This is a genomic window from 'Nostoc azollae' 0708, assembly GCF_000196515.1.
In the GTDB taxonomy this organism is placed as follows: domain Bacteria; phylum Cyanobacteriota; class Cyanobacteriia; order Cyanobacteriales; family Nostocaceae; genus Trichormus_B; species Trichormus_B azollae.
Genome location: NC_014248.1, coordinates 2,225,001 through 2,248,888, shown reverse-complemented (window position 1 = coordinate 2,248,888; position 23,888 = coordinate 2,225,001). Strand labels below are relative to the sequence as shown.

The 23,888-nt window shown below is 39.6% G+C and carries 24 protein-coding genes and 4 pseudogenes; 14 read left to right on the top strand and 14 right to left on the bottom strand.

Annotation, left to right across the window (positions count from 1 at the left end; genetic code table 11):
* The first annotated feature begins 21 nt into the window (after positions 1 to 21).
* The gene (locus AAZO_RS26450) at positions 22 to 351 is read left to right on the top strand and encodes a hypothetical protein (RefSeq protein ID WP_013191193.1); all 330 of its coding nucleotides are present in this window, start codon (positions 22 to 24) and stop codon (positions 349 to 351) included.
* 431 nt (positions 352 to 782) lie between these two features.
* On the top strand, positions 783 to 1,103 hold the full coding sequence (locus AAZO_RS10250; protein WP_013191192.1) for a hypothetical protein: 321 nt from the start codon (positions 783 to 785) through the stop codon (positions 1,101 to 1,103).
* Positions 1,104 to 1,156: 53 nt separating this feature from the next.
* Here the strand turns inward: AAZO_RS10250 and AAZO_RS10245 are convergent.
* Together AAZO_RS10245 and clpS are read right to left on the bottom strand one after the other, a co-directional pair.
* Positions 1,157 to 1,397 (bottom strand): annotated as a pseudogene (locus tag AAZO_RS10245) (DUF2103 domain-containing protein).
* Positions 1,398 to 1,447: 50 nt separating this feature from the next.
* Positions 1,448 to 1,774, bottom strand: coding sequence for an ATP-dependent Clp protease adapter ClpS (gene clpS, locus AAZO_RS10240; RefSeq protein WP_013191191.1), 327 nt, complete (start codon positions 1,772 to 1,774; stop codon positions 1,448 to 1,450).
* Between the two features lie 284 nt (positions 1,775 to 2,058).
* On the opposite strand from clpS, the pseudogene AAZO_RS29780 reads away from it, so the two are divergent.
* Positions 2,059 to 2,496: pseudogene (locus tag AAZO_RS29780) on the top strand (DUF29 domain-containing protein).
* Positions 2,497 to 2,535: 39 nt separating this feature from the next.
* Here AAZO_RS29780 and AAZO_RS10235 read toward each other — a convergent pair.
* The gene (locus tag AAZO_RS10235) at positions 2,536 to 4,566 is read right to left on the bottom strand and encodes an FAD-dependent oxidoreductase (protein WP_013191190.1); all 2,031 of its coding nucleotides are present in this window, start codon (positions 4,564 to 4,566) and stop codon (positions 2,536 to 2,538) included.
* 618 nt (positions 4,567 to 5,184) lie between these two features.
* The gene (locus tag AAZO_RS37760; RefSeq protein ID WP_228371693.1) at positions 5,185 to 5,406 is read right to left on the bottom strand and encodes a helix-turn-helix domain-containing protein; all 222 of its coding nucleotides are present in this window, start codon (positions 5,404 to 5,406) and stop codon (positions 5,185 to 5,187) included.
* A gap of 445 nt (positions 5,407 to 5,851) precedes the next feature.
* Here AAZO_RS37760 and trxA point away from each other — a divergent pair, with 445 nt between their 5' ends.
* Entirely contained in the window at positions 5,852 to 6,169 is a 318-nt protein-coding gene (trxA, locus tag AAZO_RS10230) for a thioredoxin (RefSeq protein ID WP_013191189.1), read from the top strand.
* An 84-nt stretch (positions 6,170 to 6,253) separates the two neighbouring features.
* On the opposite strand, the gene prmA is transcribed toward trxA, so the two are convergent.
* From prmA to AAZO_RS10210, 4 genes are all read right to left on the bottom strand, one after another.
* Positions 6,254 to 7,174: a 50S ribosomal protein L11 methyltransferase gene (gene prmA, locus AAZO_RS10225; protein ID WP_013191188.1), complete on the bottom strand. Its 921-nt coding sequence runs from the start codon at positions 7,172 to 7,174 to the stop codon at positions 6,254 to 6,256.
* 128 nt (positions 7,175 to 7,302) lie between these two features.
* On the bottom strand, positions 7,303 to 8,883 hold the full coding sequence (serA, locus tag AAZO_RS10220; RefSeq protein ID WP_013191187.1) for a phosphoglycerate dehydrogenase: 1,581 nt from the start codon (positions 8,881 to 8,883) through the stop codon (positions 7,303 to 7,305).
* Between the two features lie 262 nt (positions 8,884 to 9,145).
* The gene (gene panB / locus AAZO_RS10215) at positions 9,146 to 9,907 is read right to left on the bottom strand and encodes a 3-methyl-2-oxobutanoate hydroxymethyltransferase (protein ID WP_013191186.1); all 762 of its coding nucleotides are present in this window, start codon (positions 9,905 to 9,907) and stop codon (positions 9,146 to 9,148) included.
* Positions 9,908 to 10,069: 162 nt separating this feature from the next.
* Complete coding sequence (locus tag AAZO_RS10210) at positions 10,070 to 11,149, bottom strand: ligand-binding sensor domain-containing protein (RefSeq protein WP_013191185.1); 1,080 nt, start codon at positions 11,147 to 11,149, stop codon at positions 10,070 to 10,072.
* Positions 11,150 to 11,911: 762 nt separating this feature from the next.
* Between AAZO_RS10210 and AAZO_RS10205 the strand changes: the two genes are divergently transcribed.
* From AAZO_RS10205 to AAZO_RS10195, 3 genes are all read left to right on the top strand, one after another.
* On the top strand, positions 11,912 to 13,342 hold the full coding sequence (locus AAZO_RS10205) for a form I ribulose bisphosphate carboxylase large subunit (RefSeq protein WP_013191184.1): 1,431 nt from the start codon (positions 11,912 to 11,914) through the stop codon (positions 13,340 to 13,342).
* A gap of 85 nt (positions 13,343 to 13,427) precedes the next feature.
* Positions 13,428 to 13,835: a RuBisCO chaperone RbcX gene (gene rcbX / locus AAZO_RS10200; protein WP_013191183.1), complete on the top strand. Its 408-nt coding sequence runs from the start codon at positions 13,428 to 13,430 to the stop codon at positions 13,833 to 13,835.
* 58 nt (positions 13,836 to 13,893) lie between these two features.
* A complete protein-coding gene (locus AAZO_RS10195) occupies positions 13,894 to 14,223 on the top strand; it encodes a ribulose bisphosphate carboxylase small subunit (protein ID WP_013191182.1) in 330 nt (109 codons plus the stop codon).
* Between the two features lie 139 nt (positions 14,224 to 14,362).
* Here the strand turns inward: AAZO_RS10195 and AAZO_RS29770 are convergent.
* Positions 14,363 to 15,081, bottom strand: a pseudogene (locus AAZO_RS29770) (transposase); the annotation flags it as partial.
* 87 nt (positions 15,082 to 15,168) lie between these two features.
* Here AAZO_RS29770 and AAZO_RS37755 point away from each other — a divergent pair.
* The 4 genes and pseudogenes from AAZO_RS37755 to AAZO_RS37730 all read left to right on the top strand — a co-directional run bounded on the left by AAZO_RS37755 (position 15,169) and on the right by AAZO_RS37730 (position 17,989).
* Positions 15,169 to 15,321: a hypothetical protein gene (locus AAZO_RS37755; protein WP_228371598.1), complete on the top strand. Its 153-nt coding sequence runs from the start codon at positions 15,169 to 15,171 to the stop codon at positions 15,319 to 15,321.
* A gap of 215 nt (positions 15,322 to 15,536) precedes the next feature.
* A complete protein-coding gene (locus AAZO_RS37750; protein WP_228371597.1) occupies positions 15,537 to 15,776 on the top strand; it encodes a hypothetical protein in 240 nt (79 codons plus the stop codon).
* A 228-nt stretch (positions 15,777 to 16,004) separates the two neighbouring features.
* A pseudogene (locus tag AAZO_RS43635) lies at positions 16,005 to 17,638 on the top strand (IS1634 family transposase).
* 102 nt (positions 17,639 to 17,740) lie between these two features.
* Positions 17,741 to 17,989 (top strand): C4-dicarboxylate ABC transporter, encoded by a 249-nt coding sequence (locus AAZO_RS37730; RefSeq protein WP_081462752.1) that lies wholly within the window; start codon positions 17,741 to 17,743, stop codon positions 17,987 to 17,989.
* A gap of 118 nt (positions 17,990 to 18,107) precedes the next feature.
* On the opposite strand, the gene AAZO_RS35245 is transcribed toward AAZO_RS37730, so the two are convergent.
* The 4 genes from AAZO_RS35245 to AAZO_RS10170 form a co-directional block, all read right to left on the bottom strand.
* Positions 18,108 to 18,425 carry a hypothetical protein gene (locus AAZO_RS35245; RefSeq protein WP_049790656.1) on the bottom strand — a complete coding sequence of 106 codons (318 nt, stop codon included), beginning with the start codon at positions 18,423 to 18,425 and terminating at the stop codon, positions 18,108 to 18,110.
* Positions 18,404 to 18,604, bottom strand: coding sequence for a hypothetical protein (locus AAZO_RS35240; protein ID WP_049790655.1), 201 nt, complete (start codon positions 18,602 to 18,604; stop codon positions 18,404 to 18,406). Before AAZO_RS35240 ends, AAZO_RS35245 begins: the two co-directional genes overlap by 22 nt.
* Positions 18,605 to 19,212: 608 nt before the next feature.
* A complete protein-coding gene (locus AAZO_RS10175; RefSeq protein ID WP_013191181.1) occupies positions 19,213 to 20,571 on the bottom strand; it encodes a DUF3370 domain-containing protein in 1,359 nt (452 codons plus the stop codon).
* A gap of 104 nt (positions 20,572 to 20,675) precedes the next feature.
* Complete coding sequence (locus tag AAZO_RS10170; RefSeq protein WP_013191180.1) at positions 20,676 to 21,227, bottom strand: pyroglutamyl-peptidase I family protein; 552 nt, start codon at positions 21,225 to 21,227, stop codon at positions 20,676 to 20,678.
* A gap of 64 nt (positions 21,228 to 21,291) precedes the next feature.
* On the opposite strand from AAZO_RS10170, the gene hisH reads away from it, so the two are divergent.
* Positions 21,292 to 21,927: an imidazole glycerol phosphate synthase subunit HisH gene (gene hisH, locus AAZO_RS10165; protein ID WP_013191179.1), complete on the top strand. Its 636-nt coding sequence runs from the start codon at positions 21,292 to 21,294 to the stop codon at positions 21,925 to 21,927.
* A 79-nt stretch (positions 21,928 to 22,006) separates the two neighbouring features.
* On the top strand, positions 22,007 to 22,594 hold the full coding sequence (rsmD, locus tag AAZO_RS10160; protein ID WP_013191178.1) for a 16S rRNA (guanine(966)-N(2))-methyltransferase RsmD: 588 nt from the start codon (positions 22,007 to 22,009) through the stop codon (positions 22,592 to 22,594).
* Positions 22,595 to 22,660: 66 nt separating this feature from the next.
* Here rsmD and petG read toward each other — a convergent pair whose 3' ends face one another.
* A complete protein-coding gene (gene petG / locus AAZO_RS29750; RefSeq protein WP_013191177.1) occupies positions 22,661 to 22,774 on the bottom strand; it encodes a cytochrome b6-f complex subunit V in 114 nt (37 codons plus the stop codon).
* A gap of 394 nt (positions 22,775 to 23,168) precedes the next feature.
* Here petG and AAZO_RS10155 point away from each other — a divergent pair, with 394 nt between their 5' ends.
* The gene (locus AAZO_RS10155) at positions 23,169 to 23,543 is read left to right on the top strand and encodes a c-type cytochrome (protein ID WP_013191176.1); all 375 of its coding nucleotides are present in this window, start codon (positions 23,169 to 23,171) and stop codon (positions 23,541 to 23,543) included.
* Positions 23,544 to 23,888: the final 345 nt, after the last annotated feature.

Below are 23,888 nucleotides of genomic sequence, written 5' to 3'. Positions count from 1 at the left end.
AAACTCCCTGAGTAAATCCCCGTGTGGGATTTTTATGGACATAATACCATTACTCTTGAACCAATTCAGGATGTGATGGAAAACTATGTGGATAATTTCCATTATACCAAACTAGTTGGTGATTTAATACTTAATCGCATTCTCGGTTATAAAGACAATGAAGTACCAGCAGATTTTGGTGTTTTAGTAACTAAGGAAAATCTTGAATTTCACTTAGCAAAAATTCGTGCGGATAGAGGAGAATGGGTAAAGATACACCCAAATGAATTATATTTAGTGGAAAGTTTGCAAATAAAATTTGTAGAAGAACTAAAGAAACAGAATAAAAGGACATTACACATAGTTAGCTAAATGCTTGATAAGCATTCAGCACTTCAGTAGTCACTAGTACTCCAAGGCGAAACTCAAAAGTTGAAAATCTTATGGAGTAGCCTTTTCATCTATTTTAAATGGTTGGTTTACTTACGTCGTATTGTACTAGTACTACCGTCAACTCAACCTTAGAAATGAAGATAATGCAAGCATTTCGTACTTTTGGAATAAGTGTTTTATTTACGCCTTACTGTACTAGATAAAGCAATTTGAGAATTTGGTAATTGTCTAAGTGATGAAGAATTTTACTTTAAAAAGACTTAATACATAAGATGATTATTGTTGTAATTATTTACTTACAGATATGGCTATCAAGTATTGCACTTTGTAAATATTTTGTGTAGCTGTAAGGACTATACCTTTAGACTAATGTCGATACAGACATCATCTAAGATGGGGGTTAAAGACAAATGTATTTAGCAAATCTATTTTGTCACGAGTTTGTAGTTGCTGTTTCCTTTGTGGCTTGTATTGTTGGCCTAGTATTATTATGGGACAGTAAGATAGAGAAAGATGAAGCCCAAGCGTCAGGAGAAGTCCTGTTGACAATGAGCTTTGCTTACTGGCTAGTTTACTGTGTTGCTTTTGGTATTGAAAAAATGGTTTTACCAGATTGGGAAGGTTTAACCACAACTCTAAAGATTACTAGAGCTTTGTCATATTTTTTAACTTTTTCTTGTATTCTCAGTTTGCCATTACATAAATTTTCAGTACATGAAGTTGAAGAATAGTCAAATTTCAAGGGAGGAGTGTTTTTGATTCATCTCTGGTTCAATTTTCTTATTCATGCAATTTTCATGGCTATAGTGATCGCATATTTGAGTTGTTCCTGTGGTAAAGTTATTAGCACAAAAACCTCTTGCACCGTCTTTCCCTGGCGTGCAATAATTCTATAACCCCCACGAATAGGTATAGACGCCCACTTTTGGCGCATGGCCTTTCACTCGTCCAATGACCGTCGGTGTCACAGTAGAAATCCCATCCTGTTGACATAAACGTTCTACAATGGGGATAAGGCCAGGAATGTGGGTAGAATAATTCTAAACAAGTCTGCCATCAGTGGGTTTAGTCATGATTAAGCTCCTTCCAACGGTGCCATTGTTAATCCAGCACGTCGCAGCTGTTGATGGTACAATTCTGCTGGTTCTTGGGGACCAACCCAAACTATCGCTTGTCCTTCATAGTGTACTTGATTGGTCAGATCCCAAGCGAGATCGCCTGACATTCCCGGAATATACTTCATCAAACATTCAGCTACGTACTGAAAAGTATTGAAATCATCATTCAATACAATCACCTTATAATTAGGATAGGTTTTCCGAGTAACTTGATTAACCCGATCAGGTGTTACAGTTGGTGCTGTGGCCATATCGTAATAAACAGCTGCAAGTCTTGTCTCCATAAATTAAAAACTACGTTTTACAAAACTACACTTCAAATAACCAGTTTAATCCATTCTTGGATTGAGAATTGGGGATAACTCATCGACAATACAATTGAACTAGTAGCGCCGTGAATTCAAAATCCTTCTTTCAGAAGAGCTACGCCAACAAAATAGTGCTTCCAGCAGGCTTGCGCCAACAAAATTCAAAATGAATATGGCCTGAGCTTTTCAGAGATTTGGAATGGTTGGTTTATTTACGCCGTACTGTACTAGGAATATATAAACTAATAACAGGTACGAAAATGAACACCTTTGCTCTCGATACAACCGACTTCCACCCTTGGACTCAAGAACAGGTTAATTTACTCAAAACTCAATAATGGGATACATTAGACACCGTTAATTTAATTGAAGAACTCGAAACTTTGGGGAGAAAAGAAAGACAGGAATTGAGAAATAAAATAGCTGTGTTCCTAGGACATTTATTAAAGTGGCAATTTCAAGCTGAAAAACGTAGTAATAGTTGGCTGAGTACAATTAAAGAATAACGTATTCAAATCAAATTACTTTTACAAGATAGTGCCAGCTTAAAACCTTATTTAGAGGAACTTTTTCTCACCGCTTATGAACTTGGTTGAGCATTAGCAATGAGAGAAACAAAATTAGGTCAACAGGTATTTCCAGAAATATGTCCTTACAGTTCCGAACAAACCCTTAATTCTGACTTTCTACCACATTAGGTGACAGTAAACAGAAAAAACTGATAACTGATAACTGATTTACTTCCAATCTTCCCACTTTTGGTTAAAAATGGAAGTATTAGGAAAGGCCGTAGGATTACCATTTTGTTCCAACAGCCGTTTTAAAACTTGTAATTGCGGTTCTGGTTTCGGTAAATCATTCACTAACTGATAGGGTGCAATATTATGTTTAAGTGCAAAACTGGCCACAGTTCCTGCTGCAGCACCAGAAGACCATTCAAAGGAATGTACGCGATACGCAGCCGCAGCTATATGACTGGTAGCAATACTTTTACCTCCTACTAATAAGTTATCAATTTTTTGGGGAATCATTGCTCTCAGAGCAATTTGGAATGGATAAGCGTTACCAGAACCCCTTCTTTCTCCTGGTCGTTCTTTATTTCCCGGTGTTTCCGCTGGACTCTTTACCATGCAAGGATGAAAATCTATGGCGTAATGACCCATACCTACAGCATCCGGGAAAATCGTGGAACGACTGCGTCTCATCGCTTTATCTGGGGAAATTTCACCCCTAATTACTGAAGTTACCTCTAAACCTGCCAGTGTCGCTTTTAACTGCCGGTACATATTTGTCGGTAGGGTTTTCCGGTAATATTCATCATTATAATTATGGCGAGAAATATCTACTTCCCAAATACCAAAGCCTTCCGGTTGTCCCCAACTGGGACGGCCGATGATGCGTCTTCCTTCTCGCATATATGGATATTTCGATAAACCGTGTGCAGTTCCCATTGGGGAATTAAAACCTGTTAATAAGCGATTGTTAGGTTGGGGTTGCTTCACACCTGCACCTAGTTGAGAATCAGTATTTCCAGCAACTAACCAGTAATAATAAGCGAGAGAATTTTCTTCTCCTTTGCGGAACGTTTCAGTTCTTAGTCCTCCTAACCAGCCACCAGGCTGTAATTGACCTGTGGATCTTAATTGTTGATGAGTATAAATTAGATTATCTTTGCTTGTTCCTGGACGGTAGTCATTTCCCCAAGTCCAGTTTTGCATGGATATGTCCCCTGGGGTGGGACTCGTAAAATTAACACCACCAAATTTAGTTTGTTTTCCCTGTTGCGGACTCCAAATACGACGATAGGTGAAAACTAAATCAAAATTTGCTAATCTTGCTAATTCATAGCTGAAATAAGGCGCATATTCGGGATAAAACGGTGGCATTACTTGGTTTTCCGGTTCTTTTGTTGCCTCCATTACAAAGGTGTATGTAAAACCTTGGGTACAATAAGGATCATTACTCGTGGTGGAAGATGAAGGTTCGAGATAGGAAAGCGCATCAATTCCCAAACGGTAAGGAACATCTGCTAAAGCGATAATTTCCCCAGTTTCACTGGTGTCTACAACGTACCATTTTGAGGTTTTGTTTTGAGATTGTTTGGGAAGAAAGCGAATTATAGTTTTAGTGAAGCGGGATGAGTTTTGGTAACTATAAGCGTCTTCAATGGTTTGAGATAAGGTGAATGTATTGAGGGGTGGTGCATTTTTTGCTGGTTGGTGTTGTATTGCGATCACACTATTAATTATTTTACCATCTTGGCTAAGTTGTAAATCTTTAATTACGGTATTTGGAAACCATTGTAATTTTCCTTTACCCTGTTTTTCGGCGTCTTTAAGCATTTTTGTGATGACGTTGTGAGCATCACGGGGGAGAAAGCAGGAGTCACTTACCCAACAGTCACCAGGATTAAGTTTGCCATATTTGCGTTGAATACGGTTTCGCAATTCTAAATATCCACGAGAATAGAATTGTTTAGCTCTTTGGGTTGGTCTTTCATCTAACGCAGATGTACCTTGAGAAGATATTTGTCCACCTAACCAGTCGGTAATTTCTGTTAAACAAACTGTCCTTCCTGCGAGTGACCCTTCATAAGCTGTAGCGACTCCAGAAAGTCCACCACCAACAACGAGAATTTCACAGTTGACGGTTTTATCTGGGTTTCTGGGTGGGGTTGCAGTGACGAAATAGGGAGTGAGAATGGTGGTTACTAAGCTGATCCTGATGAGTAATTTCTGGTGACAAGCCTTTTTTTGTATACGATTCATGGTTTCTGGACTCTGGAAACTACGTCATTTTGTAGACGGTAGTTTTGGGGAAATGTTCTTTGCGAGGTTGGATAAGAGAACTCCACAAAAAGAAATACCCAATGTCATTCTGTTAGCGCAGCGTGGTGCAAGCCCTACGGAATGAAGTGTAGTAAAAAGTCATGAGATACTTCATTTTGTTTTACTGCGCATGACTATAGTTTGCGTGACGACGTATGAGTCATATGCCACGCTCCGCGTTGACGCAGTGTCCCGAAGGGATATAGCATGACAAGACAGGAATGTTTATTTTGTGGCTTACTCTATCTATGTTTAGTTTTGTAAAAACCATGAAATGTCCTATTTGCAAGGTATTTATTGTATTGACATTTCGTTACATAGGTTGATTTTTTAACACCGACTCACTTACAACAGATTGCAGATCAATAGACTTGTCCACAAACGATAAAAATCTTACTGTGAAAGCGTTACAAGAACTATAACTGGGATGAAACACTAATTATGGCTGACGGCAAAAATAGGGGTTTGGGGATGAAAATATCAAAATTATTAAAAGTTTTAAGAAACATAGCTTTCTAAAAAAGATAATCTTAAGGCTGATAATTTAAAGATCATGACTTACTCACTCAGTCCTTCCCATATTTCTTGATATTTTTGCTCGTCTTTTTTGACCTCTTCTATTTGGGAGATAGGTAAAATTCCCCTCGGAATTGCTACCCAATAATTAAATGTGTTATTTGCTTTTGTCCTCCATAGATCAAACAATAGTCCTAGAATTTCAAATGTTGGCTTCTGTCTGAGGTCTACTAGGCATAGACATACTCCCTCCTTTGGGCTGATTTCTGCTTTACGTCCTCCTCCAGACGCTATTAACCTAATTGTTCTTTTTTCAACTTCTGCTTGTTTCTCTAGATACCTTTTTTCTGCTAATGCTACTAATGTGATAAGGTCTTCATACTTAATCCCAATTAATCTTTCTGATTCCTAGGGGTATAATTCTATTCTTTCTAGGGGACTTGTCATTGTTGATATACACAGTTATATTTTTTCTGCTTATTTTGCCACAAAATTTCTTTTAAAGATAGGTCTAATGAGGTACAGAATCTAAATTGAAACCAAGAGAGCAAGAGACTTTTACTCCTGACTCCTGACTCCTGACTCCTGCTATATCTCTCGTCCATTCTCTGTGTGAGACCATATTTCTCAAGAAAAAATAAAATTCCGGCAATTCCATAACCCAAGAACTACCATTAAAGCAAACAATTAAAAATCGGTATGTGCCATCATGACAACTAAAAAGGAATTTAACAGCTTTGAAGAAATGTTATCAGGTTCTGATGTTCCAGTATTAGTGGACTTTTACGCTGACTGGTGTGGTCCTTGTCAGATGATGGTTCCAATTTTAGAACAAGTTAATGCTCAATTGAAAGACCGTTTACAAATTGTCAAAATTGACACTGATAAGTATACAGGATTAGCGAGTCAATATGCAATAGCTGCTTTACCAACCTTGGTACTATTTAAGGAAGGTAAGCCAGTAGATAGAATTGAGGGTGTAGTCCAAGCACCACAGCTAGTTCAACATCTGAGAGCTCTGATTTAATTTGCTAATAGGGGAGAATGAATAATTAATTAGTTCTTCCCTATATACTCTTCCCTGTTACCTGTCACCTGTCACCTATTCTTTTTAAGAACGACGTGCATTTAAGCAACACCATTCTTTTCTTTTCCAGAGAGTAGCTACAACCCAGCCATTTTGTTCTAAAACATCAGCAACAGCTTTAGATTGTTCTAGTAAAATACCGCTAAAGACCCCCCAGCTAGTAGTTTTAGTAATAGCTCCCATTTCTGGAATTAACTCAATAATGACATCAGCCAAAATATTGCAAACAATACCGTCCACTGGTTGAGAAATCAGTTTTGTCAAAATATCTACACTACCCTGGGCAGGTATTAACTGTTCTGAATTAATATCATTAAGGGCGCGATTGCTGAAAGTTGATTTCACAGCCAAGGGATCATTATCGACTGCATAAACTTTTTCTGCTCCCAAAAGTATGGCACCAATGGAAAGGATACCAGAGCCACAGCCGATATCTGCGATTACTAAAGATTGTTTTTTTTCATTCTTATCAATAAAACCTGTGGAGACTTCGCTAAGGCGCATTTCTAGAGATTCTAAACACAGTTGAGTTGTGGAATGATTGCCTGTACCAAAAGCAATACCCGGATCAAGGCGAATCACTAACCGTTCTAGTGAGTCCTGTAACGGTAGCCATGCGGGATTAATTAGGAAGCGATCACCTATTTCTTGAGGTTGCCAATACTGTTTCCACCTACTAGCCCAATCCTCCTCATCAATCAAATTCCAGTGTAGGAGGGGAGATGGCAATCCTATACACAAAGCATCTTGACGCAACCATAGTGATAGGGCCGACAAATCTAGTAGTTGTGCTTGAAAACTTGGTAAATAAGCCTTTAATAGTGAGGAATTCCCTTTACTTTCGCTGGCTGTACCACGACAGCCAAAACCTTCCAGTCGCCAAAAGATAATATCTTCTAGGTCTACTTCACATAAAATTTTCAGTTCCCACCAAGTATTTGCCATAAAATTTTAGATTTTAGATTCTAGATTTATCATGGGAACAGGCAATAGGGAATAGGGAAGGAGGGAAGGAGGGATAGGAAATCTAACTGTGACCTATCACCCACCTGTCACCTATTTGTAATCCAAAGTTAAAGTGTTACTGTATATGCATCTCGAATGCCGGGTACTTTTGTAATTTCATCCAAAATGCCATCGGGTAAAGGATCATCAATACTTAAAGCCATGACCGCATCACCACGGACAATTTTTCGTCCTACCTGCATACTGGCAATATTGACATTAAAACTACCCAATAGAGAACCGAGTTTACCAATAATTCCTGGCATATCACGGTGGAGAGTGAACAGCATATATTTGCTAGGTGGAACGTTAATGGGGAAGCCGTCAACATCAGTTAGGTGGATTTCTTTATCACCCAACAAAGCACCTGTGACAGAATGAGTGCCCAAAGTACCTGTAGCTTCTAAATGCAGTGAGCCTGCATAATCTCGTGCTGAAGCATCCCTTGTTTCAATAACGCGAATACCCCTTTCTTTGGCTTCTATGCTAGCGTTGACGTAATTTACTCGTTCCCGCAAAGCTTGATATAGTAGTCCTTTCAGGGCTGCTACTACTAAAGGCTGACTCTTATTAGTTGCCAGTTCCCCTTGTAGTTTGACAGTCAGTGTTTCCACCCTTCCTCCTGCTAGTTGTCCTACCAAGTTACCCAAGGTTTCCGCCAACTGCATATAGGGTTTGAGTTCTTCCAAGATATCGGGTCCGAGTCCGGGAATATTAACAGCAGAACGGGCTGGTAGTCCTAAAATAACATCACGGATTTGTTCAGCTACGTCTATGGCTACATTAACTTGGGCTTCTGTGGTAGATGCACCTAAGTGCGGAGTAAGAATAATATCTTTACCGAGCGATCGCAGCTCAGACTCTCCCAGGGGTTCAGAATCGAATACATCCAACGCTGCACCACCGATTTTACCTTCTTTAATCGCCGCTGCCAAAGCTGACTCATCAATGATGCCACCACGAGCGCAGTTGATAATTCTAGCAGTTGGTTTCATCTTCGCCAAAGTTTTAGCGTTGATTAAATTGGTAGTTTCTGGAGTTTTAGGGATGTGTAAAGTAATATAATCTGCTTGCTGGAATAGCAAATCTAAATCTACCAACTGACAACCCATTTGTTCAGCCCGTTCTGTAGAAATAAAGGGATCATAAGCTAATAGCTTCATCCCCATAGCCTTAGCTACAGACGCTACATGGGAGCCAATTTTCCCTAACCCAACAATACCGAGATTTTTTTTGTATACTTCTGCACCCACAAAAGTTTTCCGATCCCACTCACCGCGTTTAACGGAAGCATTTGCATCCGGGATATGACGGGATAAAGATAATATCATTGCTAGTGCGTGTTCAGCAGCGGCGATCGTGTTTCCCTCTGGAGAGTTAACTACTATAATACCTTTGCGGGTAGCAGCAGGAACATCCACATTATCCACACCTACACCAGCACGACCAATAATTTTTAATTGTGTGCCAGCTTCAATAATCTCTTGAGTAACGCGAGTTCCAGAACGGATCATTAGCGCGTCATACTCACCAATAATTTCTATTAGTTCTGCTGGTTTTAGACCTGTTTTGACATCAACCGTAGCAACTTGGGAAAGAATGTCAATACCAGCTTGGTCAATCGGATCAGAGACAAGAACCTTGGACATGATTACTTCATTTAAAATTACAGGTTGTGCTGTACAAGACTTTTAAGTTTAGTCTTTATCTGTCTCAATTCAGCAAAAATTATGGGTTTTTATATCAAACCAGCTGCTGTAAGCCTTCACTGTACTGAGCTATAAAAACTTTTCACAAATTCGCCCTTGAACTCTGGTAGCTGGGTGTGGTCGGGAAACGTGATAGTTTGCGGTGTTCCAATAGTAACAACTTTTAAGTGATGAGTTGTGATTTGATTATCTCTTACATAAATTATCTATCACGTACTTCTAAAGCATAATTCTGGACAGCTTTGGTAATCTCTTCCCGCAGATTTGTATAAACTTTAGCAAACAGCGGTTGCTTTTCCGAAAGTCCTAAGACATCGGAAGTAACTAAAATCTGTCCGTCACATTCCCAGCCTGCACCAATACCAATAGTAGGGATACGCAACTTTTGGGTAATTTGTAAGGCTAGTTGGGGCGGGATATGTTCTAATACTATTGAAAACACACCTGCTTGTTCGAGAGCGATCGCTTCATTTAAAATTCTCTCACTGGCTTCTGGGCTTTTACCCTGTTGTCGCAAACCTAGTTGATGTAAAGATTGTGGTGTCAATCCTACATGACCCATTACCGGAATTCCCGCTTGCACCAACCTGGCCACCGTTTCCACCATTGAGGGATGTCCACCCTCTAATTTTACCGCTTGTGCGCCTGTTTCTTTCAACACCCTTCCGGCTGAGTGCATCGCTTGGGAAATACTTTCTTGATAGGTTAAGAATGGTAAATCAACCACAACCAAAGCCCGTTTGACACCACGACGTACAGCTTTAGCATGATGGATCATTTCATCTAGAGTTACTGGCAGCGTTGTATTATACCCAAGCACTACTGCCAGAGAATCTCCTACCAGGATTAAGTCTAAACCAGCTGCATCTAACAGTTGAGCGATCACATAATCCCAAGCAGTCAAAGCGACAATTGCCCGTCCCTGCTGTTTCCATTGAATTAATTGCTGGGTAGTAATTACCATAATCAATTAAAAATTCAAAATTAAAAATTCAAAACAAAATTAAAAATTCAAAATTGGAAGTAGGGAATAGGTGACAGAAGACAAGAGGCAAAAGACAGCAGGGAATACATCTATTTATTCTTATTCTCTCAGTCTTGAACCCCATACCCTATACCCCATAACCTACTTCACACTCCGACCAAAACCAAAATGAGGTCTTGCCTTATCCATTGTAGGCATTAACCAAGCTAGTCCCTCACTGGTTCCCACCCACAACTTATTACCAAGATCAGGAACAACCGTCAGCACCCGACTAGAAGGAAGTCCCGGAACTCTATCTAACAAAGCTCCAGTATTCGGATTTAATCGTAGTAAACCATTAGTAGTACCAACCCAAACACTACCATCTTGAGCAAAACGAACTGAAGTTACATTTCGTCCGCGCAGAGGAGTTACAGACCTAAGCACAATACCATTTTTCGGATTAACTACCAGTAATTGATTTGGCATCCCTGCCCAAATTAACCCTTCAGGACTAATAGCCAAAGTTTGTACTGTCGACCCTGGTAGATTGTTCATCCTCTTCATAATCAAAGCACTGGCAGTATTCACCCTGATCAGTCCATCCAAAGTCCCAGCCCAAAGCTGACCCTCAGCATCTAAGGTCATTGCATTGACACAAACACCAGGCATATTTTTAACTGTTGTCATGATCAAGCCTTGATCGGGACTAATTAAAGCTAAACCACTATCAGTACCTGTCCACAAATAACCGCGTTTATCAATCAGCAGCGACAACACCCTTTTGGAAGGTAGTAATAAATTTTGGGCTGTAATTTCATTAGTGCGGGGGTCTACTCGTGTCAACCCTTCATAATTACCGACCCACAAACGACCGACTTTATCTTGAGCTAATGCACCAATAGTCACATTGGGTAAACTGACACGAGCAATAATATTACCCGTATTCGGGTCAATCTGCGATAAACCACGCCAAGAACCTACCCACAAATTACCAGCAAAATCACCTAATAAGCTACTAATACGATAATCAGTTTCTGCTTCTCTCTCCTGCACATCTCTATCATCCGGTAAAGGATCTACTCGTTTTGGAGGAGGTCCAACTGGATAAGTAGCATTATTAGCGGGATTAATATCAGGTTTTTCTTGGGATCCTACTCGTATGCCTATACTGGGGCTGATAGCTATCCCCAGTAAAGTAGAAATCATCAATAAACGAGTACGTCTATTAAATAATACCACGCTTTTATATCCTTTGGAGACAGTACCTAAGAACTTAGTAATTCAGAATGCAAAACTAACAAATAATGGTAAGCCTAATCTGGAACTGTACTGATATATAACTAATAATCACCCTTTGTAAAGCAGTCTTAACTCATTTATTTGAATTCTTTCAATAAGAAATTTAAATCAATGAGTTAAGAACTTTCAAAGGATAACTTATTGAATTGTTGATATATTGTGAGACAAGTTACAAATTCCGTCGTGTGTACTTTTTTATCTTTGGCTCATCCTGGAGCTAAACCGCAGTTAGTGAAGTTTCCTCTATATCTTTTTTCCCAAATCATGAGAAAGATATCAGGAGATAAGAACCGGGAGAATAGGCTTGACAGGCTCAAACCCTAATTCTTCCTAGTTTTAAGGCATAAATTTTAAAGAATGCCCATAAAGCGGCGAAGTTTCTCTGAAACTAAGCAGGTTTAGTACAGTAAGCAAAAGATATATCAAAGACTTTGTCTTCGTGGAACAAGGGAAAAAACCAAGCGCCTAGATGTGCACCTCTACTATTATTCTACTATTATTATATAGAGATAAAAAGGTGCGGTAATTTGGTACTGTTACCAAGTATTTACAAAACAAAGAACGCTACCCTCAACCAACAAACAGACCTAATTATAAGTTTTCTTTATATCTACAGGGAGATAAAAAGAAAGATAAAGGGTGATAAAAAGTTGCACATAACGTGATTTGATAGTAAAAAGATTGACTTCTTGGAAGAAAAATATGTCTTACGCGCAAACTAAGACTCAGGCTAAATCTGGGTATCAAGCTGGGGTTAAAGATTACAGACTAACTTATTACACTCCCGATTACACACCTAAAGATACAGATATTCTTGCAGCATTCCGGATGACTCCTCAGCCTGGAGTTCCACCCGAAGAAGCTGGTGCTGCGGTAGCAGCTGAGTCTTCTACAGGTACTTGGACAACTGTATGGACAGACTTGCTCACCGACCTAGACCGTTACAAAGGTCGTTGCTACGATATCGAACCAGTTCCTGGTGAAGATAACCAATACATTGCTTACGTTGCTTATCCTCTGGACTTGTTTGAGGAAGGTTCTGTAACCAATATGTTGACTTCTATCGTAGGTAACGTATTCGGTTTCAAAGCATTACGTGCATTACGTTTAGAAGACTTGCGGATTCCAGTTGCTTACTTGAAGACTTTCCAAGGTCCTCCTCATGGTATTCAAGTTGAACGCGACAAGTTGAACAAGTATGGTCGTCCTTTGTTGGGTTGTACGATCAAGCCCAAATTGGGTTTGTCTGCGAAGAACTATGGACGCGCTGTATACGAATGTTTGCGCGGTGGTTTGGACTTCACCAAAGACGACGAAAACATTAACTCTGCACCATTCCAAAGATGGCGTGATCGCTTCCTATTCGTAGCAGAAGCAATCCACAAAGCACAAGCAGAAACCGGTGAAATCAAGGGCCACTACCTAAACGTAACCGCACCTACCTGCGAACAAATGCTGCAACGGGCTGAGTACGCCAAAGAACTCAATATGCCTATCATCATGCATGACTACCTGACCGCAGGTTTCACAGCTAACACAACCTTGGCTCACTGGTGTCGTAACAATGGTGTATTACTACACATCCACCGTGCTATGCATGCTGTTATTGACCGTCAAAAGAACCACGGTATTCACTTCCGTGTATTAGCTAAGACGTTACGTATGTCTGGTGGAGACCACATTCACACCGGTACAGTTGTTGGTAAGTTGGAAGGTGAACGCGGCATCACAATGGGCTTCGTTGACCTACTACGTGAAAACTACGTTGAACAAGACAAGTCTCGTGGTATCTACTTCACCCAAGATTGGGCTTCTATGCCTGGTGTAATGGCAGTTGCTTCCGGTGGTATCCACGTATGGCACATGCCCGCACTCGTAGAAATCTTTGGTGATGACTCCGTACTACAGTTTGGTGGTGGGACACTTGGTCACCCATGGGGTAACGCTCCTGGTGCAACCGCTAACCGTGTAGCCCTAGAAGCTTGTATCCAAGCTCGTAACGAAGGACGTAACTTAGCTCGTGAAGGTAACGATATTATCCGCGAAGCTGCTAAGTGGTCTCCTGAACTGGCCGTTGCTTGCGAACTGTGGAAAGAAATCAAGTTCGAGTTTGAAGCAATGGATACCGTCTGATAATTTAGGATTTGGGATTTTGGACTATTGGATGAATTTAAAATCCAAAATCTAAAATCTAAAATCAATGGGGCTGGGGTTAAGCATGAATCTAAAGCAAATTGCGAAAGACATAGCCAAAACTCTCCAAAGTTATCTGACTTATCAGGCACTTATGACTGTTTTGGCACAGCTAGGCGAAACAAATCCTCCATTAGCACATTGGTTGCAAAACTTTTCTGCTGGAAAAATGCAAGATGGAGAAGCGTATATTGAGGAACTGTTTCGGGAGAACTCAGATTTGGCTCTGCGGATTATGACTGTCAGGGAACACATCGCGGCAGAAGTGACAGATTTCTTACCAGAAATGGTGCGTACTGGCATTCAGCAAGCCAACATGGAACAGCGTCGCCAGCATCTTGAACGTATCACGCAATTAAATTTATCAAATCCCGCCCCAAAAACTGAACAGCAGACAATTTTAGATCCTGACTTGGATAATTTATCCAGTTAGGATAGGCGCAAGCCCCAAAAACCAATCAGTGAAAAATAGCCCCCAATTATCAACAGCTATGCAAACTTTACCAAAAGAGCGCCGTTACGAAACCCTCTCTTATCTTCCTCCTCTATCTGACGCGCAAATCGCCAAGCAAGTTCAGTACATTCTGAACCAAGGCTACATCCCAGCAGTTGAGTTCAACGAAACTTCTGAACCTACTGAATTATTCTGGACAATGTGGAAGCTACCTTTGTTTAGTGCTAAAACAACTCAAGAAGTATTAGGTGAAGTTCAAGCTTGCCGTTCTCAGTATGGTAACTGCTATGTTCGTGTTGTTGGTTTTGACAACATCAAACAGTGCCAAGTTCTCAGCTTTATCGTTCACAAACCCAGCAGATACTAAAATCTGATTTGGTTTCAATAATTTATTTATTTTGTGGAGAGGTAGAGTTTTCTATCTCTCTTTTTTGAACGCATTAGTGTGGAGGTACGCGGAGGGTTTTTTAGTTTTTGATATGTGGTTAGCGGGACGTAAACAAAAATCAAGCCCAAATGTAGCCCAAACTGGCTTGATCAGAAGGAAACACGTCCGGATTCCAGTTGAACCAATCAATAAATAGAAAAGATATGGCTGTTCTCAACGCTTCTAAGGCTGCAGTAAAAGTATTCAAAGGTTTCTTAGCCCACCTTGGTCTTAATCCTCCAGTCCACTGATGGCAAAGAATAAAAGTGTAGACACAGAAAACCAAAATAAAATAGCGCAGTAAACTGCTGTTATCTCGAACTTAATATTCTTTGAGTCCTAACCATCCCTTGGCTTCCCTGTAAACAAATTCTACCCAACTTCTTCGAGAATATGTATCAACTATCCATTGGGGTGTGACAACTGATGAAGAAACATTGGTCATAAAGTAGTCAATATCAGTGGCTTGAGAGAAGGTAGAAGTGTTGATGACGATAGTAATATTCCCCTTTCCAGTTAGTTAAGGCTGATATTTCTACTTCTTTAGTTACTACCCATAATGTTTTAGGTTTATCTAACTCCAGTTGAATTTCTGTAAAAGCCTCTTGGGGTAAACTTTGTGCTAATTCATCTAACCTAATTATTTGTGGACTATCCTCTTGGTCACTGGCAAGGACTTTGGGATTTTTAGCTAATCCTCCTCAATACTTTAAATTCCGATTTTCCATCTTTTAATAAGAAAGATGTATTGTGGCCATATCCAGGATCTACAATTACTATTCCTGGTTGATAACCACGGCTTTAGGCTTGATTTTTGTTTACGTCCCGTAATCAGGTACTAAGTTAAATAACAGGAGGTTCTTATGGCTAAAGCCATAGAGATTGATGGCAAGCCTGCTTGCAATCCTATCCCCATCCCCAGATGCTTCACGGCAAAAGCTGGCTAAAGGCGCAGTTCACAGTGAAGGCCCTGTTTATATCCAAGAAGATGATAGCGTTATGTGGAGTGATGCTCATGGCAATCGTCTACTGTATTAGAATCCTAGTAACAGTGTAACTATCCTACGTGACTCATCTTATTACCAAAGCGGTAATTACCGAGACTTGGAAGGTCGTATAGTTGCTTGTTCCTTTAGTTTGCGTGCTATTTTCCGCCAGGAACACGATTGAGAGTGGAAGGTTTTAGCCGATCACTACCAAGGTAAACGCCTCAATAGCCCCAATGATTTGGTTGTCAAAAGCGACGGCAGAACTTGGTTTACCGATCCGGAATTACCGAGCTAAATCAAGGGTATGGTGGCGAACAAGAACAAGCCAGAAGTTACGTGTATCGCTTTGAACCACCAACAGGTGAGATTTATCCTGTAGTGACAGATATGGTGCATCCTAACCGAGTGGCGTGTAGTCCTGATGAAAGCCTCTTGTATATTTCAGATACAGCTGCATTTAATATTCCCAGCGGGGCGCATTATATCCCACCTTCGGCACCCTAACTGTCACAGATAGTAGTACACAATAACTAAAGCTCCTGCAGGGAAGAAAAGGCTTAATAAGAACAAGTATGATTAAAATGGGAATAGAGTGAGAGAATAAAGTTTTGTAAAGAAGATAAAAGAAAAGAAAATTTAATGATTTAAAAATTAAATTAGAACAGAAGAATAAATGATTTAATCACAACAGGAGTTGTGGATAATTCTGTTGTGAAATCAAAGCTTCAAAAAATGGAGATTCAAAACCTATACCATTTAGGCATCGTAGCGGGAATAATAGACCCCATAGGAGTAGTAGAAATAATCCTTGAAATTGGAGAGAAAGTAAGTCCGGGTCATGTAGTAAAACCCATGATAATCAACGGGTTAGGATTTGTATAGAAACCCTTATATATGTTTCCCCAAGATTTTGAAACAATCCCCTGTGAGTATCTAATAGGAGCAGGAGTAACACCAGAATATCTCAAGGACGATAAACTGGGGAGAGTCATGGATAAACTTTTTATAAAAGGATTGGATAGAATATTTTTTCTTGTCGCCTTAAAAGCAGCCCAAACACTTGGAGTATCCCTATGAGCAGGGCATCTAGACTCATCATAAATGTACATATATGGGCAATATAATACCAGCTTACCAGAAGTAATATTTGAGAGTCGAAAAGTAGGAAATAATCAAGAAATAGAAGAATTAGCAGTAAAATCACCAAAGGAAATAACTATCACCTACGGTTATTCTGGTGACCATAGACCGGAGTTAAAACAGTTCATCATAGAAATGATATGTTCAGGAGATGGAGACATACCAATATATATTTTTAAAACTAGCATCGGGAAACCAAGCAGATTCATCATGCTTTGGTAAAATAGCAGTAGAGTACCAAAAACAGTTAAAAGTTAACAGTCTCATAGTAGCAGACTGGGCCTTATATACAGAATCAAATCTAAAAATGATGAATGATGTCAGATTTAACCTGGTTATGTCCAGTGCCATTAAGCGTAAAATCAGCACAATCATTAATATCAACATTACCAGAAACAGAATTTGTTGATAGTAACTTACCCGGATATAAACTAGCTTAAAAAACAGTAAATTATCCAGGAATAGAACAAAGATGGTTAGTAGTGCAAAGTCAAGAAAGAAGAGAATCAGACCTGGGTAAACTCTCACAAAAAATTACCAAAGCACAATCAAAAGCTGTGCAAGATTTCAAAAAGTTATCACCAGGAAAATTTGCTTGTGAAGCTGATGCTATCAAGGGGTTATCTCAACTATTCAAACAATTCAAGTATCACCAAATTAACCAGAGTAAAGTTACTCAAATCAAATCTAAGAAAAAGGATAGTTCAGGAAAGATATCCTCTGAAATATCAGCTACAGTCTCCCAGAATGAAAGTAAAATTAATACAGAATTTCTGAGGGCATGGCCTTTTATTATTGGTACAAACCTTTTGGATTCCAATGAACTTACCCATGACTCCATCTTGAGTGAATATAAAGCTCAATACTCTTGCGAGAGAGGGTTTGCTTTTCTCAAAGACCCATTATTTTTTGCAGACAGTATTTTCCTAAAAAGTCCAGAGAGAATAGAGTCCCTGGGAATGATTATGGGTTTATGTCTGCTGGTTTATACTTTAGCTCAACGACAAATTAGAACCCCTTTGAGAGAGTCTAAATCGACAGTAAAAAATCAATTGGGCAAACCAACTGACCGCCCCACTTTACGCTGGATTTTTCCATGCTTTCAGTCTATTCATTTAGTTACACTAAACCAAGAAAAACACATCTGTTACTAGACTCAAGAGAGAGATTTCATTGTGAATCTTTTACCAGAGCATTGTTTTCCCTACTATCAATTACTTACCTAATTTCCCTCTCTATTGATTTAATTTCTATCATAAAATAACCTAATGTCGTTGATTTATAGCTCTATTTTACTATGTCCATAATTTCTTTTTTTACTTCAATATATTAGTCTAAGTATTGATCTGTTGACTCCTCTGGGCGGTGTTCTTTCTTATTGCTCCTTATTGAGAATAGCTTTTGATGCTATTTTTGGTGCTTTACTGTGTCTCCAATGCCTTTTTTCACTGCATATGTTTGTTTTTATGCTCCATTGGATTTTTCCTCTCCGTAATTTCTCTCTGTGGCACTTTATGGTGCCGAATGTGGGTTTAAAGAAGGTGACAAGGTATTTTCGCATAACAAGCACCACATAACAGTATGGGTTCATACTGGATACTCACCCCAGGATGTGGAAGCATTTTGGCTAATATTTGGGTATCCACTTCTAAGATGCAATCGATCGCTTCTAACTCTTTTTGACTAGGACGAGGATTAAAATGAAACCTTTCCTACCGTGCTACTACACCACCAATTCAATGTCTTGAAAGGACGTTCTACTATTCCACCTTCAGAAGGGCGATGTCGTAAATGACAGACAAACCCTAATTGCGCCCCAATTTCCCTTAAGTGGTTAGAGCTAAAGTCCTTACCACCATCAGTATAAAAATGTTCTGGCTTACCATAACTTCCCCACTTGCAGAGCAGTTTGTACTCTGAACCGTAACTTTTCGGTAAAATCGCATGGCGTAATGCTAAGGAGACTACCTGAGAACTAAGTGTATCAAAACCTAGATTATACCCATAATGCAACGAGAATAGGTATCAATTAAAGTTGTTAACCAAGGACGACTTAGAAATTCACCATGCTGATCTACTACTAACACACCCGTACGGGTATGATCACACTGCCAGACATCGTTGCTGTAATCAACAGATAAATCCTTCCCTTCGCGGGTTTTAACTGAGTGAAAGTCTTGTCCCCCTCCCACAAGGACTGCGGATACTTTTAGTTTTTTCTTGTTTTTCCAATATGGGAGCTAATACCCGTACAACAATCCTGTAATTAGGAGGTTTTAAGTCACCCGATTCATGGGCTTTGGCCTGAACCCTGAGAGCAACCTGTTTAGGAGTCATGCGTTTACTTTCCTTGTTACCCTCCCGATAAGTTTTGATGATGAAGTTTTCCCAAAACTCACCAATTCGGTGGTTTCCTTTATCAGTCCTACCTATTTGAGTCAGTCTGACTAAGCCATCCTGCTCCCACTTTTTGACTAAAGCTTGAACTGTTCGGACTGATACAGCTATTTTTCACCAGCTTCCTTCAACTTTTGTCCATAAGTTGTGCGATCACACGGTTCGAGCAAATTTTGTATTACCTTCTTGAGAGAGTTCTGTGACAATCAGATTTATCTCAGGAGATGTATTGTCTCCTTGTGATATGCCTTCCCCAGGAATACGTGAGGTATGAACAGTTCAATCAAAAGTTTTATCTCTGTTCATAAACAAAATAGTTTTTATAAAAACATAATGTTATTCTAACCTCCCAGAAAGCGACAGTTAATTTGTCACTGTACAAGTGGTCATTTAATTTGGCAATTTACTCTTGAACTGACACAGTTAAAACTTGTGGTGGTGAAGCATCAGGAGGATAGAGAAAGTCTACTTCTACTAAAGAGCGATCACCTGGTTTCATATTTAATAACGCCAAAGGTTGACCTGGTTCACCTCTGGTTTGGACTAAATGCACAAATTCCGTTTTTGGTTGACCTTGATTATCTTTATACCGAATTCGCACAGTTCCCCGGAAGAAAACTTGACGTGCTAGTCTAGTGAAAAAGCGCAACCCTGACTGACTTAATTGATCTTCTTTAATTGGGGTTTGCACCAACACACTCACCTTCTGGTGACTTTGTGTATTGTTGTACAAAGGCAACTTCAAACTATATTGAACTCCATAATTGCCATGGGCGCGATAAGCTGTATCAGGATAACGCACTAACATAGATGCACTTTGAATTTGACCAGTTCCCAAAGTACCACCATCCACTGTGCTTAAAACATAAGAAAAAGCTTGACCAGGTTGGGGAATAGTTAAATAATTAGTTTTAGGACTATCTACCAAGAGTGATCGCCACACCGAACCACTCGCTACACCTGCCACTCTTCCATAAATTCTCAGTTTACCAGTCTCCTCTAAAGGAGTGGGAACTTTATCTCTAGGTGTGGATAATTCACCATTATTCAGTAGATTTTGCCATTCTCCTAAAGTTGGCGCACGTTCACTACCATCTTTATTAGTTGGTGCAAACATAGCCAGACTAGCAGCATACACAGTACCATTACTCCGCAGACGCATAAATGAAGAACGGCCATTTAATGGTGGTGTCAATCCTTGCACCGGAATAGGTAGATTTAATAACATATGACTTTCCCCAGGAGGAATGACAATTTGAGCAGGGAAAATTCCTTGTCGTCTTCCCCCCAGCACATCAGACATCACACGACTACCCGGTCCGGCAAACACCGTACCTGCATTATTAGGGATAAAAGCATCCAACTTAATAAATGGTGCATCCGGTTGACTTAAATAACTTGCCCCCTGTAATATATTCACCTTTACTGGCTGAGTTCCAGGGTTATGCAAAATGATGCCTAAATACAAAGAACGCAAACTTTCTGGTGGTTCTGCTTTAGCAACATGATGAGCAAAAATATCAAAGCGTCCCCGAAAAGCAAAATTTAAATGTGCAGTTGGTACCTTTTTACCGTTCGGGGGAAAGGTAGAAAGTAATATACCTTCTTTTAATACCAATTCTGGGCTATTGCTATTAAAAACTGGCACAGTATCTAACTGTCCTGATAACGCTCGAACTTCTTGTGGTTGTACCACTTCTTCAGGTGGTGGTGAGGATTGATTTGCTTGAGCGAGAGTCAAACCGAGTAATAGTGGCAACATAAGCAATTAAAAATTAAAAATGAGAACCCGCTTGAATTGGTCAGGACTTAAGGCATTCTACATCAAAAAAATCTTGCATGAGTATTTTCTACTTCCTACCTTCATTAAGTAATTACCAGATTATTAATACTTAAAACAAAATCAGCCATAATGATCATCAAATTTTCTTGATTCAAAATCGGGACGTGAAGAAAAATGCAAGGAATAGGCAGTTGAGATTGGTATAAGTAGTCCAATACTGAATAATAAAGACCTTCACATACGAATCCACCACAGTCGTACCTAATATCAACTCCTGCTGTTTCCGCCATTAATTGTTCAACATCAACAGTAGTTTGCAAAATATTTTCTGCACAATCTATAAATGTAATGTCAGTAGTCTCTACAGATATGATACTTGCACTTACTTGCACACTTAAATTTATCCAACTGGCCACCATGCCACAACAAATAACATAATCAGGTTTGATTTCATTGATTTTAACAATGACTCGAGAACCAGGAAGGTCAACATCTATAGGTAGTCGCCGCGAAAAAATTAAATCATCACAGACACAAGCCATTTTGGCTAGTTCGAGTAACAAATCATCGGAAGAATTTGATTGTTGATCACTCAGCCAAGTGTAAAAAGAAGTTAATAATATTTCTTTCTGCATAACAAATATTATTTAGAATTAGAATATAAATACCTTCCCTAATAAAATTACAAGGAGCAGGTAAATGCCAGTGATTGCGGTCGTAGATTACGAAATGGGAAATTTGCACTCAGTCTGCAAAGGCTTAGAAAAAGCTGGGGCAACTCCTAAAGTAACTTATTGTGCCAGAGAATTAGAACAGGCAGATGCAATAGTTTTGCCTGGAGTTGGAGCATTTGATCCAGCAGTACAACACCTGAGAGAGCGTGGTTTAGAACAACCTATTAAAGATGCGATCTCATCTGGTAAACCGTTCTTAGGTATTTGTCTAGGACTGCAAATTTTGTTTGAATCTAGTGCCGAAGGTACTCAACGAGGACTAGGAATTGTGCGCGGAAAAGTTCGCCGATTTCGTCCAGAAGCGAGTATTGCTATTCCCCACATGGGTTGGAATCAACTACAACTCACTCAGGCAAAAAGCATTTTGTGGGAACATTTACCCGCTCAACCTTGGGTTTATTTTGTCCATTCCTACTATGTTGACCCAACTGAACCACACATTCGAGCAGCAACAGTTACTCATGGGAGTCAAACTGTCACAGCTGCGATCGCTCATGAAAATCTCATGGCAGTCCAATTTCACCCCGAAAAATCATCTAATATAGGTTTGCAAGTTTTATCTAATTTTGTGGCTCAAGTCCGCGAAAAAATTCCTGCTTAATAAAAATTTGCACTATTATCTGTTCTCCGTTGTTTAAAACTAAAAACCAATGACTAAATGACTAACTGACCAATAAATCATGAGTCTGAGAATTTATGGGAATCGGCTGCTAAAAACTTTACCAGGAAAAGAAACTAGACCTACCAGTGCGCGAGTACGGGAGGCAGTTTTTAATATTTGGCAGGGAACAATAGATGGTTGTTGCTGGTTAGATTTATGCACCGGTAGTGGTTCAATGGGTGCAGAAGCTTTATGTAGAGGAGCCAGCTTAGTAGTAGGAATTGAACTATCCAGTCGAGCTTGTGCAATTATCCAGGAAAATTGGCAGCAAGTAGCTACTAAAGAACAAAAATTTCAGATATTACGCGGAAATTTACTCCAGCAGTTAAAAAAGTTATCAAGTCAGAAATTCGACAGAATATATTTTGATCCGCCTTATGCTATTGGATTATATGAACCAGTCTTAGCAGCGCTCGCTCAATATCAGCTTTTAAATACTCATGGAGAAATAGCCGTCGAACATAGTCCCCAAAATTTTCAACCACCAGAAATCCCCAATTGGGAAATCTACCATCAAAAAGTTTATGGCAACACAGGACTCACATTCTACAAAACCAGGCAATCAGAAAAAATAGAACTACAAGAACAGGGTGAGCAAGAGAGATAGACAAGTAAAATCATCATTCTCACCTTCCTCACCTCTGCCACCTAACTCCTAACTCCTAACTCGATTTTAGCCTCCCAACTCAGTGGGACGCTTATATTGCTTATAAGCAGCGTAAAAAAGCCCGCTAAGAGTAACGAAAATTAGACCAAGAACAATACCGGACAACAAGGGTTCAACCACTGTAAATATCCTCTTTACTATTATTCAACATTCCTTTCCTGCTTTTGATTTTACCAAATCCAGCATCAATGCCGCGCCCTACACCGTTGTGAGAATGTAAATACAATTTGAATTGTCCTGGATCTAAAAGTACGGAGAATCTTAAGCAGTCCAAAGAAGACTCTTAAAGGTGTAGTTAAAGCACCTCTAATAGCTTTACTCTCGTTAATCCCAATCTTGTCTTTCAGACGTTCGGAGTTCGGCAAAAGATTTTTAGGATTTGATTCGAGGGTTTTGAGCCTATTTTTTTATGAAGATTGTCATCTGTGCTTGTTGCAGGTACAATCAAGAGATTTTAAGCTATGTGTAGGAGATGAAAAATTTTTTGTACACCTAGACAGTAAAAGCAACCCTTTTGAATAACCAGCTTACCAAACCTGAAACTTTAATTCAGTGGATCGCTTTGTCGGCTTTAGCGATACTCATAGCAATACCTTTGGTCATTCTTGGTGTTCACATCGTTCAAGCCTCCGATCCATACATCAAGAGCGTTGTATCACTGGAGGGAACCCCAGTACAGGGAAAAGCTATCTTTCAAATCAACTGTGCTGGATGTCACGGTTTACAAGCCGATGGGCTAGTAGGTCCAAGCTTGCAAGCCGTCTCCAAGCACAAATCTCGATATGGCTTAATTCACCAAGTTATTAGTGGTGAAACCCCTCCCATGCCAAAATTCCAGCCCAGTCCACAAGAAATGGCAGACCTTTTGAGTTATTTGGAAAGTCTGTAAATTTTTGTATAAATTAACTAGTTTTTAAGAAAGAGGTAACTGATAATTCGTGCGTTCTTATATCTTTTAAGACGGAGATATAAGCAAAGCGTTCTGGTAGGGTAAGCTGCCATGAGGATTTTATGCCTCAACCACTGCTAATAGGCAATATTACATATTATATCTTATTAAAGATATCAGAATTGCTTTGGCTACGACTTTAAGAGTTCATTTTTGGAATCCTTAAGAATCCCCATACCTTTAGGTCAGTGAGAGTCAGTTCAAAGTTTTCTGATAGCTTTTCTTGATATTGGGTGTTTCTATACATCCTCACGCCTTATGGTACAAGGATTTTTACCTATTTTA